The organism is Caulobacter sp. FG7 (assembly GCF_057808875.1).
Window position 1 is genome coordinate 147,454 of sequence record NZ_JBMDIW010000006.1, and the last position, 14,590, is coordinate 162,043.

At 68.2% G+C, this 14,590-nt stretch carries 8 protein-coding genes; 5 read left to right on the plus strand and 3 right to left on the minus strand.

Translation table 11 applies throughout. The features are described 5' to 3' along the window. Window positions 1-22 precede the first annotated feature (22 nt). The 5 genes from ACODR1_RS07095 (at window position 23) to ACODR1_RS07115 (ending at window position 9,811) form a co-directional block, all read left to right on the plus strand. Window positions 23-3,391, plus strand: a complete 3,369-nt coding sequence (locus ACODR1_RS07095) for a TonB-dependent receptor (RefSeq protein WP_488879828.1) — start codon at window positions 23-25, stop codon at window positions 3,389-3,391. 94 nt (window positions 3,392-3,485) lie between these two features. Continuing rightward, window positions 3,486-5,018, plus strand: coding sequence for a tryptophan halogenase family protein (locus ACODR1_RS07100; RefSeq protein ID WP_488879829.1), 1,533 nt, complete (start codon window positions 3,486-3,488; stop codon window positions 5,016-5,018). Next, window positions 5,015-6,523, plus strand: a complete 1,509-nt coding sequence (locus ACODR1_RS07105; RefSeq protein WP_488879830.1) for a tryptophan 7-halogenase — start codon at window positions 5,015-5,017, stop codon at window positions 6,521-6,523. Before ACODR1_RS07100 ends, ACODR1_RS07105 begins: the two co-directional genes overlap by 4 nt. After that, window positions 6,520-8,049 (plus strand): tryptophan halogenase family protein, encoded by a 1,530-nt coding sequence (locus ACODR1_RS07110; protein WP_488879831.1) that lies wholly within the window; start codon window positions 6,520-6,522, stop codon window positions 8,047-8,049. The genes ACODR1_RS07105 and ACODR1_RS07110 overlap by 4 nt, the downstream gene beginning before the upstream one ends. A 112-nt stretch (window positions 8,050-8,161) precedes the next feature. Then, on the plus strand, window positions 8,162-9,811 hold the full coding sequence (locus ACODR1_RS07115; RefSeq protein ID WP_488879832.1) for a GH35 family beta-galactosidase: 1,650 nt from the start codon (window positions 8,162-8,164) through the stop codon (window positions 9,809-9,811). A gap of 41 nt (window positions 9,812-9,852) precedes the next feature. Here ACODR1_RS07115 and ACODR1_RS07120 read toward each other — a convergent pair whose 3' ends face one another. From ACODR1_RS07120 to ACODR1_RS07130, 3 genes are all read right to left on the minus strand, one after another. Continuing rightward, window positions 9,853-12,297, minus strand: a complete 2,445-nt coding sequence (locus ACODR1_RS07120) for a TonB-dependent receptor plug domain-containing protein (RefSeq protein ID WP_488879833.1) — start codon at window positions 12,295-12,297, stop codon at window positions 9,853-9,855. A gap of 94 nt (window positions 12,298-12,391) precedes the next feature. Continuing rightward, window positions 12,392-12,868 carry a Rid family hydrolase gene (locus ACODR1_RS07125; protein WP_488879834.1) on the minus strand — a complete coding sequence of 159 codons (477 nt, stop codon included), beginning with the start codon at window positions 12,866-12,868 and terminating at the stop codon, window positions 12,392-12,394. After that, entirely contained in the window at window positions 12,865-14,451 is a 1,587-nt protein-coding gene (locus ACODR1_RS07130) for a flavin monoamine oxidase family protein (protein ID WP_488879835.1), read from the minus strand. Before ACODR1_RS07130 ends, ACODR1_RS07125 begins: the two co-directional genes overlap by 4 nt. Window positions 14,452-14,590 lie beyond the last annotated feature (139 nt).

The window sequence follows — 14,590 nt, forward strand, 5'->3', positions numbered from 1 at the left end:
CGGCCTTGGGAGGGGACGACCTATGAGAACCACGCGAATCCGCATGGCCGGATGGATGGGCTGCGCTTCGGTCGCGGCCCTGCTGAGCGCGGCGCCGGCCCTGGCGCAGGAGACGGTGTCGACCGCTCCGGCCGCCTCGCAGGCCTCGCCGTCGGACGTGATCGCCGACAATCAGGTGGAGACGGTGATCGTCACCGGCCAGCGCGCGGCGCTGAAGTCGGCCCAGCAGATCAAGCGCGGCGCCGACACCATCGTCGACTCCATCACCGCCAGCGACATCGGTTCGTTCCCCGACAAGTCGGTGGCCGAGGCCCTGCAGCGCGTGCCGGGCGTGACCGTCAATCGCTACGCCTCGACCAGCGACACCACCCACTTCTCGGCCGAGCCCTCGGGCGTCATCGTCCGCGGCCTGTCGCAGGTGCGCTCGGAATTCAACGGTCGCGACACCTTCAGCGCCAACTCCTCGCGCGGCCTGTCTTGGGGCGACGTCTCGCCCGAACTGATGGGCGGGGTCGACACCTACAAGAACCAGACCGCCGAACTGATCGAGGGCGGCATCGCCGGCACGGTCGACCTGAAGACCCGCCTGCCGTTCGACAGCGCTGGCAGGGTGATCGGCATCACCACCTCGCTGAACTACGGCACCCTGTCCGAACAGGTGACGCCCGAGGTCTCGGCGATCTACGCCAATCGCTGGGAAACCGAGATCGGCGAGTTCGGCCTGATGGTGAACGGCGCCCATTCCGAGCTGAACACCATCTCGGAAAGCTCGCAGTTCGGCCGCATGGGCATCTTCAAGGATGTCACCATGTTCGGCGGCGGGACCAAATACATCCCGGCCTGGTACCGCCTGGCCCACACCGAGTTCGACCGCACCCGCAACGGTGTCGCCGCCGCCGGCCAATGGCGCGACAACGACAGGAAGTTCCTGGCCACGGTGCAGTTCAACAAGTCGAGCTACGAGAACATCTGGCACGAGCGTTCGGTGCAGGGCAGCGCCTTCAGCCTCTACAATCGCGGTCCGCACTTCGAAGTCACCAACGCCGACGCCAACACCTACGTGCTGCCGGCGCCGGGCACGACCTTCAAGTTCGACGACGAGGGGAATTTCGAGAGCGGGATCATGACCTCGCCGCTCGGCTGGGTCGGCAACACCACTTCGGCCAACAATGACTGGGCTGGCTACCTGATCGGCCAGACCTCGACGGGCCTGCCGGTCATCGATCCCTGCTACGCCTGGGCTGGGCGGACAGATTGCACCCCCGAACAGCGCGGCGGCGAACTGTCGGCCACTACGCGCTACAACTACAACAAGCAGACCACCCAGGACCTGGGCTTCAATCTGAAGTGGGATCCGACCGACCGTCTGCGCTTCAACTTCGACGTCCAGAAGGTGAAGGCCAAGCTGTCGAACTACGACGCCGACGTCGGCCTAGTCTCCTACGCCAATCTCAATATCGACGCGACGGGCGACCATCCGGTCATGACGGTGCTGCCGGGCACCAACATCAACTACGCCCCGGGGGGCCTCGCCAACCCGAACGCCTGGCGCTTCAACAACGTCAACAACCACCTCGAGCGCAGCGAAGGCGATCAGTTCGCCGCGCGGATCGACGTGCAGTACGACCTGGGCGACGGCTGGCTGGACTCGCTGAAGGTGGGCGCGCGCCATGCCGACCGCGAGCAGACGGTGCGCTGGAGCGTCTACAACTGGGGCGGCATCGCCAACGCCTGGGGCTGCGACCAGGGCGGCGGCGGCGTCAACAGCACCGACTACCTCTGGTACAATGTCGACCGCACCGCGCCGGCCGCCAACGTCAACGGCGACTGCGCCGCCGGCAATCCCACCACCACCTTCAGCGGCTGGGACCGCAACCTGCCGGACGTGCGGTCGTTCAACGACATCTTCAGCGGCGATGTCCTGAAGTCGGGCATGCTGACCTTCGCCAGCATGGACTTCGTCAAGGACCTGGAAAAATTCCAGAAGGCCTTCGGCTATTCCAACACCGGCGTCGGCTCCTCGCGCTGGGAGGCGGTCTGCTATCGCGCCGGCGAGACCAACTGCTTCCTGCCGCAGGAAATCACCGACGTCTCGGAGAAGACCAACGCCGCCTACTTCATGCTGAAGTTCGGCGGGCGCGATCACACGATCGGCGGCTTCGGGATCAGCGGTAACATCGGCCTGCGCTATGTGGAGACGAAGAACGAGAGCAGCGGCTCGCTGGTCCACGCCGACTTCGGCAAGACCGATCCGCGGGTCTGCCAGCCGCGCGGCCGTCCGCTCGGCCCCGACGGCCTGCCGGTCACCGGCGCCTACGTGCCCCAGAGCCTGTGGTGCTACCTGTCGGCCGACGACAAGGCGTTCACCGACGGCCTGGCCTCGGCCAGTACGGTTCGCCAGAAGCACCACAACGTGCTGCCGAGCTTCAACCTGAAGATCGATCTCAATGACGAGTGGCAACTGCGTCTGGCGGCGTCGCGCGCCATGTCGCGCCCCGATATCGGCTACCTGAAGAACTATGTTCAGGTGAACATGGCCGGGCCCGACATGAACAACGTCAATGATCCGCTGTGGGTCAAGGACAGCGCGGGCAACATCACCGGGGCCAATCTTCGCTACACGGCGGATTCCTACAATCCGTACCTGAAGCCGATGACGGCCGACCAGATCGACATCAGCCTCGAGCACTATTTCGCCGACGTCGGATCGTTCTCGGTGGCGGTCTTCTACAAGAAGTTCAACGACTACATCCAGTACGGCGGCTTCAACCAGGACGTCACGGTCAACGGCGTCACCCGCACCGTGCTGACGCGCGGTCCGGTCAATGGCGACGGGGCCAAGATCCGCGGCGCCGAAGTGGCCTACCAGCGTTACTTCGACTTCCTGCCGGCGCCGTTCGACGGCCTCGGGATCCAGGCCAACTTCACCTATGTCGAGAACAAGGGCATCACGAACAGCAACCTGAGCAACGCCTCGGGCGGTGGCGGTTCCAACACCAGCGGCGGCGGCCTCAGCCAGGCTGACGGAGCGGTGCAGGTCGACTCGCTCGAAGGCCTCTCGAAGTACGCCTACAACCTCGTGGGCATGTACGAGAAAGGCCGCTGGGCGGTGCGGGCGGCCTACAACTGGCGTTCGAAGTACCTGCTGACCGCCATGGACTGTTGCCTGGCCTTCCCGATCTGGCAGGACGACGCCGGCTATCTCGACGCCTCGATCCGCTATCGGGCCAGCGACAATCTCGAGATCAGCCTGCAAGGCAGCAACCTGCTGAACACCGAGTCCGTACTCAAGCAGCAGGTCAACGACGCTTCGGCCGGCGGTCTTCTGAAGGACAACGCCTGGAACCGCACCGACAAGCGTTACCTGTTGACGTTCCGCTTCAAGTATTGATCGATCTGAGGAGGGGCGGGCCGGCGGTCCGCCCCTTCGTCACAAGAATACGGGCCCGCTCGACCGGCGCCCGGAAACGGGTAGGAACGGCGGCATGGAAACAAGCGCGCCCCTGGATATCGTCATCGTCGGCGGGGGAACGGCCGGCTGGATGGTGGGAACCGCGTTGGTCAGCGGCCTGCGCCCGCATCAGGCGCGGGTGCGGCTCGTGGAGTCCGACGAGATCGCCACCGTCGGCGTCGGCGAGGCCACGATCCCGGCCATGCGCGACTATAACCGCTTCGTCGGCATCGACGAGGTCGAGATGATGCGCGAGACGAACGGCACGTTCAAACTTGGCATCGAGTTCCTCGACTGGGGCTTCAAGGGCTCGTCCTACCACCACCCGTTCGGGGTGCATGGCGCGGCCATAGGCGGCGCGGGCTTTCACCACCACTGGAACCGGGCCCGGCTGGCGGGCCACGACTTCGACATCGAGCAGTTTTCCTACGCCATCGCCGCGGCGCGTGACGACCGCTTCGAGTTCCCCAATCCTGATCCCGACAAGATCGATTCTACCTACAGCTACGCCTACCACTTCGACGCCAGCCTCTACGCCAAGTACCTGCGCAAGGTGGCCGAGGGGCGGGGGCTGAGGCGCACCGAGGGCAAGGTCGTCGACGTCACGCGCGATCCGCTGTCGGGCGACGTGGCCTCGATCATCCTGGCGTCCGGCGAGGTGATCGAGGGCGACTTCTTCGTCGACTGCACAGGCTTTCGCGGCCTGCTGATCGGCCAGACCCTCAACAGCCCCTTCGAGGAGTGGACCGACTGGCTGCCCTGCGACCGGGCCTGGGCCGTGCCCTGCGCCCGCGCCGATCGCTTCACACCCTTCACCCGCTCGACCGCGCGGGAGGCCGGCTGGCAGTGGCGCATTCCGCTGCAGCACCGCACCGGCAACGGCTACGTCTATTCCAGCCGCTACATCAGCGACGACGAGGCGGCCGCCACCCTGATGGCCAATCTCGACGGCGAAGCCCTGGCCGAGCCGCGCCAGATCCGCTTCAAGGCCGGTCGGCGCACCGCCTCGTGGACGCGCAATGTCATGGCCGCGGGCCTGGCCAGCGGCTTCCTGGAGCCGCTGGAGTCGACCAGCATCTACCTGATCCAGATCGCGGTCATGAACCTGCTCAAGCTGTTTCCCGGCAAACGGGTCGAGCCGGCCCTGGTCGACGAGTTCAACCGCCGGGTCGACATGGAATACGACCGTGTGCGCGACTTCCTGATCCTGCACTACCACGCCAACACCCGCACCGACGGCGAGCTCTGGAAGCATTGCCGGGAGATGGAAATCCCCGAGAGCCTTGCGCACAAGCTGGAGCTGTTCCGGCATCGCGGCGTGGCGCCCAACTACCATGACGGCCTGTTCGCCTTGCCGAGCTGGATCTCCGTGCTGCTGGGGCAGGGCGTCCTGCCGGGCGGCTACGACCGGATGGTCGACAACGTGCCGCTGACGCAGGCCCTGGCCGAGATGGAGCGCCAGCGTTCGGCGATCGCCAGGCGGGTTCCGTACATGCCGACGCACGCCGACTTCGTCGCCAGCCATTGCGCCATCCCCGAGCGTCCGGTCGCGGAGGCCGTGGCATGAGCCGGCCCGTACGCACCGTCGTGGTGGTCGGCGCCGGCGCGCCGCTGTGGTTGACGGCCCTGGCCTTGCGGAAGGCCTTCGGGGCAGGCGGTCTCGTGGTGCGGGCTGTCGAGACCGCGCCGCCGACGCCGGGCCTGTCCCACGCCGGCCTGCCGGCGCTCGGCAACCTGCACCAGCTGCTGGGCCTGTCGGACGTCGAGCTGGCGCGGCGCTGCGGCGCCGTTCCGTCCCTGGGTCAGCGGTTCGCCGGCTTTGCGGGCGATGGCTCGGCCTTCCTGCATCCCTACGACACCCACGGTCATTCGGTGGACTATGTCGACTTCGTCCACCACTGGGTGCTGGCGCGTCGGCGCGGGCTGAAGACCGCGCTGGAAGACTTCTCCCTGGGCGCGGCCGCCGCCAAGCAAGGGCGGATCGTCGAGGGCGATGATCCCGGCCGGCTGTCCTCGCCGGGAGTCGGCCTGCACGTTGACGCCGTGGCCTATGCCGCGCTGCTGCGCGAGCGGGCGCTGGCCGATGGCGTGAGCGTCGAGCAGGGCGCCGTGCGCGATGTCGAGCGCACGGGTGAGCGCATCGAAACGCTGCGCCTGGAAGGCGGAGCGGTGGTGGCCGGCGACCTGTTCGTCGATGTCGGCGATGGCGCGCTGATCGGCCATATGCCTGGTGCGGGCTTCGAGTCCTGGAGCGCATGGCTGCCATTCGACCGAGTAGTGCCGCTGGTTGGGCAACGCCTGAACACCTTGCCGGCCTACGCCCACATCGAAGCCGTCGAAGGCGGCTGGGTGGGGCTCTATCCGTTGCAGGACCGCACCGCGGGGCTGGCGGTGTACGGTTCCAAGGTCGCCGACGCCCAGGCGATGGTTCGTCGAGCCCAGAGCGTTTCTCCCCTGGGCTGGCGGCAGGGCGAGGCGCTGGTCCTGAAGCCGGGCATGCAGACGCGACCCTGGATCGGCAACTGCGTGGCGCTGGGCGCCGCCGCGATTGCGCTGGACCCCTCCGACGCCGCGCCGATGCACGCCCTGCAAGCGGGGCTGTCGCATCTGGTGACGCTGTTCCCGAGCGATATCGACGGCGGCCCGGAGGCGCGGGCCTACGGCGCGGCGATGGCGGCGCATGGGCGAAGCCTGCGGGACTTCCAGGCCATTCACTATCACCTGAACCGTCGAAGCGACGCGCCGTGGGAAGCCGCCCGAAGCGCCGAGCCGCCGGCCGACCTGGCCTACAAGCTGCAACTGTTCAGCGCTCGCGGCGTCGTGCCCACCCGCGAGGACGAGGCCTTCCAGCCCGCCAACTGGACGGCCTGCCTGATCGGCCATGGGGTCGTTCCGCAGGCCCATGACCCGCTGGCCGAGGGCGTCAGCGAGGCCGAGCAGATCCAGATCTTCCAGAAGATCCTGGGCCGCATCGCCGCCGACGTCGGTCGCATGCGTCCGCTGGAGGCCAGGCTGGCGGCGATGACCCAGCGGCCCGCCGCGCCGGCTGCCGCGCCCCTGCGGTTCACGTGAGCGAGGCGATCCGCAACATCGTCGTCGTCGGGGGCGGCACGGCCGGCTGGATGACCGCCGCGGCGCTGGCCCAGACGGTCGGGACGCGGCGCTATTCGATCACCCTGGTCGAGTCCGAGCAGATCGGAACCGTGGGGGTGGGCGAGGCGACCATCCCGATGATCCTGCTGTTCAACAAGGTGCTGGGCCTGGATGAGGACGTCTTCATCCGCGAGACCAACGCCACCTTCAAGCTGGGCATCGAGTTCGTCGACTGGCGGCGGCTGGGGCACAGCTACTTCCACCCGTTCGGCCTCTACGGCGCGGACATGGACGGCGTCGGTTTCCAGCACTTCTGGCTGCGCTGGGCGCGCGAGAGCGGCGACCGCGACCACGACGGCTTCAACGCCGAGACCCTGGCGGCGGCGACCGGACGGTTCATGCGCACGCCGCCGGCCCCGAACCTGCCCAAGATCAACTACGCCTTCCAATTCGACGCGGCCCTCTACGCGGCGTTCCTGCGTCGTTACGCCGAGGCCAGGGGCGTTGTCCGTATCGAGGGCAAGATCGCCGGCGTGGAACGAGCCGGGGAAAGCGGCCATGTCTCGCGGCTGGTGCTGGACGACGGCAGGACGATCGACGGCGACTTCTTCGTCGACTGCTCGGGCTTTCGCGGCCTGCTCATCGAGGAGACGATAGGCGCCGGCTATGACGACTGGAGCCGCTGGCTGCCCTGCAACCGCGCCGCCGCCATGCCCTGCGAACGGGCCGGCCAGCTGACACCCTATACGCGGGCCACGGCGCGCGAGGCCGGTTGGCAATGGCGGATCCCGCTGCAGCATCGCAGCGGCAACGGCTACGTGTTCTGCGACGCCTTCATCGGCGAGGACGAGGCCGTACGTTTGCTGGGCGAGCGGCTGGACGGCGCGGCGCTGGCCGAGGCCAAGGTCCTGAAGTTCACCGCTGGTCGCCGTCGCAAGAGCTGGATTGGCAACGTGCTGGCCATCGGCCTGTCGAGCGGCTTCCTGGAGCCGCTGGAGTCGACCAGCATCCACCTGATCCAGGCGGCTATCGCCAAGCTGCTGACGCTGTTTCCGAAAACGGGATTCGATCCCTTCGTGGTCGACAAGTTCAATCGCGAGATGGCGCTGGAATACGAGCAGGTCCGCGACTTCATCATCGCCCACTACAAGGTCGGCGAGCGCGACGACACGCCGTTCTGGCGCTGGTGCCGCGACATGGTCCCGCCCGATAGTCTGGCCCAGCGGCTGGAAGTGTTCCGCACGCGTGGCGAGGTGTTGATCGACCAGAAGGAGCTCTTCAAGGAGACCAACTGGTTCGCCATCCTGGTGGGGCAGGGCCTTGTGCCCGACGACCATCACGCCGTCGCCGACGCCATCTCGTCCGAGGAGCTGCGTTCGCGGATGAGCCGCATCCGGGCGGCGATCAACGAGCGGGTGGCCGGCATGCCGCCGCACGATCTCTATCTCGAAAAGGCCGGCCTTCTGGGCGCCGCCGCCCGCGGGAGCAGAAGCGTACCGGCCTGATTGGTCCGACCATTTGTCGAATTGGTATGACTTCTAGTTTGACAAATCGCCTCCGGGTCCGTGAATGCTAGCGGTAACAAGCGCGTAGGCGCGGGGCTCGGGAGGTTATTCGATGAGAGGTTTCGGCGCCTGGCTCGGTGCGAGCGTTGCGACGGCCGCCCTGCTGGCGGCCAGCGTGGCGGCGGCGGAGATCCCACGTCTCGAGAAGCACGGAACCTCGGCCCGGCTCGTCGTCGACGGCAAGCCGATGCTGATCCTGGGCGGGGAGTTGGGCAATTCCAGCGCCTCCAGCCGCGCCTACATGGCCAGGCACTGGCCGCGCCTGAAGGCGATGAACCTCAACACCGTGCTGGCGCCGGTCTCCTGGGAGCTGATCGAGCCGAAGGAGGGCGTCTACGACTTCTCCAGCGTCGACGACCTGCTGGCCGACGCCCGCGCCCAGGATATGAAGCTGGTCCTGCTGTGGTTCGGGGCCTGGAAGAACAGCATGTCGACCTACGTCCCGGCGTGGGTGAAGCGCGACCAGGCGCGGTTCCCGCGCGTCAGGGCGCAGGACGGTTCGACGGTCGAGATCCTGTCGGCCTTCTCCGATAACACCCGCGCCGCCGACGCCAGGGCCTATGCCGCGCTGCTGGCGCACCTGAAGAAGGTCGACGCCGAGCGAGACACCGTCCTGATGGTGCAGGTCGAGAACGAGATCGGCATGCTGCCCTCGGCCCGCGAGCATGGGGCCGCCGCCGATGCGGCCTATGCCGGCCAGGTTCCGCCGGCCCTGATCCAGAAGCTGAAGACCGGCGGTGAGGCGATCGAGCCGGAATTGCGGGATCTGTGGCTTCGCAACGGCGCGAAGGAGAAGGGGACCTGGGCCGCGGTCTTCGGCGCCGACGAGGCCGGACAGGAGGTGTTCACCGCCTGGTCCTACGCCCGCTACACCGAGGCCGTGACCGCCGCCGGCAAGGCGGTCTATCCGCTGCCCATGTACGTCAACGCCGCCCTGAACCGCACGGGCAAGAAGCCCGGCGAGTATCCCAGCGGCGGACCGCTGCCGCATCTGCTCGACGTCTGGAAGGCCGGCGCGCCGAGCCTGGATCTACTGTCGCCCGACATCTATTTTCCCAACTTCAGCGACCTGGCCGCGCGGTTCGCGCGGCCCGACAACGCGCTGTTCGTGCCCGAGGCCAACAACGCCAGCGCCCCGGAAACCCCGGCCAACGCATTCTATGCCTTCGGGAAGCTGGACGCCCTGGGCTTCTCGCCGTTCGCCATCGAGAGCGTCAACGCCGAGGAGCACAAGGCGATCGCAGACGCCTACGACGTCCTGCGCCAGCTGACGCCGGTGCTGCTGGACGCCCAAGGCAAGGGGAATATGGCCGGATTCAAGCCCAGGGTGCTGGAGGACGGGACCGTGCAGGACGCGCCGGTCAGCCAGGAGATGGGCGACTATCGCTTCGAGGTCGGGTTCATCGATCCCTGGACGCCCAAGGCCGCGCAGAAGCCCGCGACCCATGGGGGCCTGATTATCCAGACCGGTCCAGAGGAGTACCTGGTCGCCGGGCGGGGGATCATCGTCACCTTCGCCGGCGCCGGCAAGGGACCGCCGCTGGCGGGGATCGACAGGGCCGAGGAGGGGGTGTTCGACGCCCAGGGACGCTGGGTTTCCGGCCGCCTTCTGAACGGCGACCAGACCCACCAGGGCCGGCATATCCGCCTGTCGCCCGACCAGTTCCAGATCCAGCGGGTGAAGTTCTATCGCTATCGCTGATCAGGACGGGACCTCCGGATCGCTCCGGAGGTCCCGCGCCGTCAGAAGCTGTAGGTCACGCGTGCGTAGTAGTAGCCGCCGTTGATCCCGAACGGCGAGAAGCTGGGATACAGCGCCACGCCCTGGTTGCCGGCCGCGATCGAGGCGGCCGTGCCCGCCGGGTTCAGGTTTTCGGGATGGACGTCGAACAGGTTGTTGGCGCCGATCGAGGTCTTTACCGCGTCGGTGACCGCGTAGGTCAGCTCCAGGTCGGTGATCAGGTGCGACTTGATGCGGTCCTTGAAATAGGTTCCGTTGACGTTGGTGTAGGCCCAGGCCGGACCATAGAGGGTGTTGGTCAGGCTGACCGTCCAGCGGTCCTTGGCGTAGACCCCCGTCAGGTTGGCCTTGTAGCGCGGCGAGGCGTGCTCGATGAACGCGATCGCCGCCCGGTCATAGAGCACCGCGCTGCCCAGGCCCGAGGGCGGGGTGGCGATGCGGGTCACCTTGGTCTGGTTGACGTTGACGCCCAGGGTCCAGTCGATCTTTCCGAGGTCGCCGAGATCGGTCCAGGTGGTGGCCAGGATCTCGACGCCGCGCGTGCGGGTGTCCAGGCCGTTGGAGAACAGGTTGATGCCGGTGGTGCCGACAGTGGGATCGAGCACATTGCCGTTGGCGGTGATGGCGTTGGTGATGGCCGCATTGACCACCGCGCCGCCGATCTTGCCGTAGAGCGCGCCGCTGCCGACGATGCGGTCCTCGATCTTGATCTGATAGGCGTCGATGGTCAGCGAGACGCGGGGCAGGGGCTCGGCGACGATCCCGACGCTGAGATTGGTCGACTTCTCGGGATCCAGCCCGTCCAGGCCCAGCAGCCTGGCGCCGGCCGAGCCCGGCGGCAGCTGCACGAAGGCGGTGGTCGGCGAGACGTTGGTGGCCGAATAGTGGAGCTCGGCCAGGGTGGGCGCGCGGAAACCGCTGCTGACCGTGCCGCGCACCGCGAAGGTCGGCGTGAAGTCGTAGCGGCCGGTCAGCTTGGCGATGTCGGCCGAGCCGAAGTCGCTGAAATCCTCATGGCGGACGGCGAAATCGAGCTTCAGGTTCTCGACCGGCGAGGCGGCGAGGTCGGCATAGACCGCCCAGCTGTCGCGCTTGTGCTTGCCGGCGTCTGTCAGGGCGAAACCCGGATAGGACTGCGAACCGGACTTGTAGCGCGCGGCCGCGTCGCCCGCTCCGATCCGATAGGTCTCGTTGCGCTGCTCGGCCCCCAGGGCGAGCGTGAGCGGCGAGGCCCAGCCGACATCGAACTCGCGACTGAGGTCGAGATTGTTGGTCCACTGGGTCGAGACGAAGTCGCCGGCGTGGAACTCGGTCGGGGTGGCGCCGGTGTCGGCGTAGAGTTGCAGGTTGGCCGACTTGCGAACCCGCACCTCGTGGTCGTCACGGCCGTAGGTGCTGGAGAGATCGTAACGCCAGCCGCCGAGCGCCTGGCCCTTGATCCCGCCGGTCAGGGCGTAGTCGGTCTCCAGCGTCTCCAGCATCGGGCTGAAGCCCTTGGGGTAGATCGCCGGCAGGCGGTTGGGCAGGCGATAGTTCTCGTAGGCCGTGGCCTTCTTCACGCCGTAGGTGCCAAAGCCGTAGACCTCCAGCTGGTCGCTGGCCTTCCAGCCGGCCGAGGCCGTGCCGGCGGTGATCTGGTAGCGGGCGTCGCCGGCGATGCGGTTCACATATGGATAGCCGGGCAGGGCCGATGGCCAGCTCGGATTGGCCGTGACCGCCGAGGTCGCGATCACCCGGGCGTCCGGCGCGCCGCGGAAGCTGAAGTCGTGGAAGCGGTTCTCCAGCGTGACGTTGACATAGGCGCCGGGCGCCGGCGCGAAGCCGGCGTTGGCCGACAGGCTGTAGGTCTCGCCGTCGCTTTCGTAATAGGCGCCGCCGGTCGCCGAGGCGCTGCCGCCGTGGTCGTCGTCCTTGAGGATGATGTTGATGACGCCGGCGATGGCGTCGGTGCCGTACTGGGCGGCCGCGCCGTCGGTCAGCACCTCGATGCGGGCGATCGACGCCGTCGGGATGAAGTTGAGGTCGGCCGCGGCCGAGCCCTGGTAGGCGCCGGCCAGGACGGCGAGGTTGGCTGTGCCGTGGCGGCGCTTGCCGTTGATCAGCACCAGGGTCTGGTTGGCGCTGACCCCGCGCAGGCGGGCCGACAGGGTGAGGTTGGCCGCATCGCCGCCGAAGGCCTGGGCGGTGAACGACGGCACGAGGTTGCTGATGGCCAGGCGCAGGTCGGTCTGGCCGGTGCGGGCCAAGGCCTCGTCGCCGATCACCTGCACCGGCGCTGCGCTGTCGACGGCGCGAACGCCGCTCTGCCGAGTGCCGGTGACGATCACCGCCTCGACCGAGGCGACATCCGGCGCGGCGGGCTCCGGCGCCGGATCGGCGAGCGCGGCCCCGCCCCACAGGGCCGTCGTCAAGGCGAGCGCCGACGCGCCCAGAATTTGGGTTTTCATCCTATCCCCCGATGAAAGCTTCAGATTGTTGGGATGCGCGATCGGCCGGGGAAGCGGCCCCGTCGCGCGGCGGGTTCTTTGGTCGCGCGGCCCGTCAGCGGGTCTTGGCGGCGACGAATTCGATCTCGACCAGGGCGCCGGGCAGGACGAGACCCGCCACCTTCACCGTGCTGCGCGCCGGCTTGTTGGGCTGGGCGGTCGTGCCGAAGGCTTCGGCCCAGGCCTTGTTCAGGCCCGCGAAGTCGATCTCGCCGCCCTTGGCCGGATCGCCGACCAGGAAGACGGTGGCCTTGACCACGTCGCCGTGACCCAGGCCCTCGGCCTTCAGCGCCGCCTCCAGCTTGGCCAGCACCGAGCGTGTCTGGTCCTCGGTCGTGCCGGGCTTGGCCTTGTCGGCGATGGTCGGCAGCGCGCCGCTGAGGAAGACCAGTTCGGTTCCCGCCGGCACGGCGACCGACGGGGTGATGGCGATCGCGCCCGAGGACGGCGCGCGGCGGATTTCGGCCGCGCTTGCCGAGCCCGCCGCGAAAGCGGCGGTCAGAACAAGGGCGAAGGCGAGCTTGCGGATCATGGACGGGTCTCCGTTCGGGAAAGGGTGAGGCGGTCGGCGCGGACGCGCTGGGCGATCAGGCCGACCGTGCGGCGGGCGGCGGCGACGCCGCCCTCCTGCCAGCTGGGCAGTTGCGAGAGGTGGGCGCCCGACAGGAAGATCCGGCCCTGCGGCTGGTTCAGCAGGTGGTAGGCGGCCGGGTCGTTGCCGTCGCCCTCCCAGTGGATCCAGGGGCCCAGGTTGAAGGCCTGGCGGTTCCAGTCGATCACCAGCGGGGCCGAAAGATCGCGGCCCTTGCCGGGGTGCAGCTTGTCGATCGCGGCGCGGGTGAGAGCGACCTGGTCGTCGAAGCTTCGCGCCTGGAAGGTTCGCGCCGCCGCCCCGACCGTATAGGCGCCGACCAGCAGGCCGCGCGGCTGGTGGAAGCCGCCGCTCGGGTACCAGACCAGCGTCGTCTCGCCGCCCACGAAAGACAGGCCGCCGTAGATCTGCTCGGCCTCCCAGAAGCGCGGCGCGTCGAAGGCCACCTTGGTGGCGTTGTCGTAGCGGGCGCCGGCGATGGCGGCCTGGACTTCGCCCGGCAGGTCGTTGGCGACCTTGGCCAGGATCGGCAGCGGCACGGTGACGACCAGGTAGTCGGCGGTCAGCTTGCGCGAGCCGCCGCTCTTGCGGTCGCGGATGGCGACTTCGGCCGAGTGCTGGTTCTGACGGAAGGCCGTGACCTCGGCGCCGAGCAGCAGCGGTCCCTTCAGCGCCCTGGCCAGGGCCTTGGGGATGGCGTCCATGCCGCCGGCAGGCTCCAGCATGGTCGCCTGCATGAGGATGTTCTCCTCGAACAGGGCGTAGGGCAGGGTCTCGTCGGACAGCAGTTCGCGCAGGGCCAGCGGTGACCGGGCTACGCCCTTCTGGTCGGCCGCGCCGGGCGCGGTGACATAGCCCGACCGTTCCGAGCCTCTGTAGGCGCCGCCGGCGTCGAGGTCGCCGTAGGTCTTGAGGAAGGCCAGCAGTCGCTCCTTGTCGGCGGGGCTCAGTTCCTGGTCCAGGCCGCCGCCGCGCGTGGCCTTGGCCAGCAGTTCCGACAGTCCGCCGCGCAGGTCGTTGATCGCCTGGCGCTGCTGGATCGGCCTGCCCCCGAACGCCGCGTCGGATTGGAGCAGGCTGCTGCGGCTGGAATTGACCTCGACCTCCAGCGGCACGCCCAGCGCCTTGGCGTAGGACAGGACGCCCTGATGGTGGCTGGGCAGGCGCGCGGGGCCGGCGTTGAAATAGAGGCCGGGCGAGAAGGATGCGGTCTGGCCGGGACGGTCCAGCGTCTCGACGCGGTCGCCGCCGCGGATGGTCCAGTTGCGGCCGCCGACCCGGTCGCGGGCCTCGACGACGGTGACGGAGAAGCCGGCGCGCTCCAGTTCGTAGGCGGCGACCAGGCCGGCGATCCCGGCGCCCAGGACGATCGCCGAGCGTCCCTTGCCGAAATCTTTCGGCAGGTCGGGCGCTTCCTGGGCGAAGGCGGTGGATGTCAGGCCAAGGCCCTGAAGGGCGGTGTAGCCGGCGGAGAAGCCTCCAAGCGCGAAGGCGCGGGTGATGAATGATCTACGGCTGACCAAGACTTAAGAACGCCCCCGTACCAGGACCTCCCCAAGAAGCGGCCGCCGCCGAAGCGGCGGCCCGAAGTGAACGCGGGGAAGTCGCCAAAGAAGGAGAGCGGCGCGTTGCGTCGCCTCCGAGCGGTATTCGGCTGCCGCT

What these genes read in the sequence shown, in the direction of transcription:
- ACODR1_RS07115 (WP_488879832.1), top strand. Translation starts at nt 8,162, where the DNA reads ATGAGAGGTTTCGGCGCCTGGCTCGGTGCGAGCGTTGCGACGGCCGCC.
- ACODR1_RS07125 (WP_488879834.1), bottom strand. Translation starts at nt 12,868, where the DNA reads ATGATCCGCAAGCTCGCCTTCGCCCTTGTTCTGACCGCCGCTTTCGCG.
- ACODR1_RS07105 (WP_488879830.1), top strand. Translation starts at nt 5,015, where the DNA reads ATGAGCCGGCCCGTACGCACCGTCGTGGTGGTCGGCGCCGGCGCGCCG.
- ACODR1_RS07095 (WP_488879828.1), top strand. Translation starts at nt 23, where the DNA reads ATGAGAACCACGCGAATCCGCATGGCCGGATGGATGGGCTGCGCTTCG.
- ACODR1_RS07100 (WP_488879829.1), top strand. Translation starts at nt 3,486, where the DNA reads ATGGAAACAAGCGCGCCCCTGGATATCGTCATCGTCGGCGGGGGAACG.
- ACODR1_RS07120 (WP_488879833.1), bottom strand. Translation starts at nt 12,297, where the DNA reads ATGAAAACCCAAATTCTGGGCGCGTCGGCGCTCGCCTTGACGACGGCC.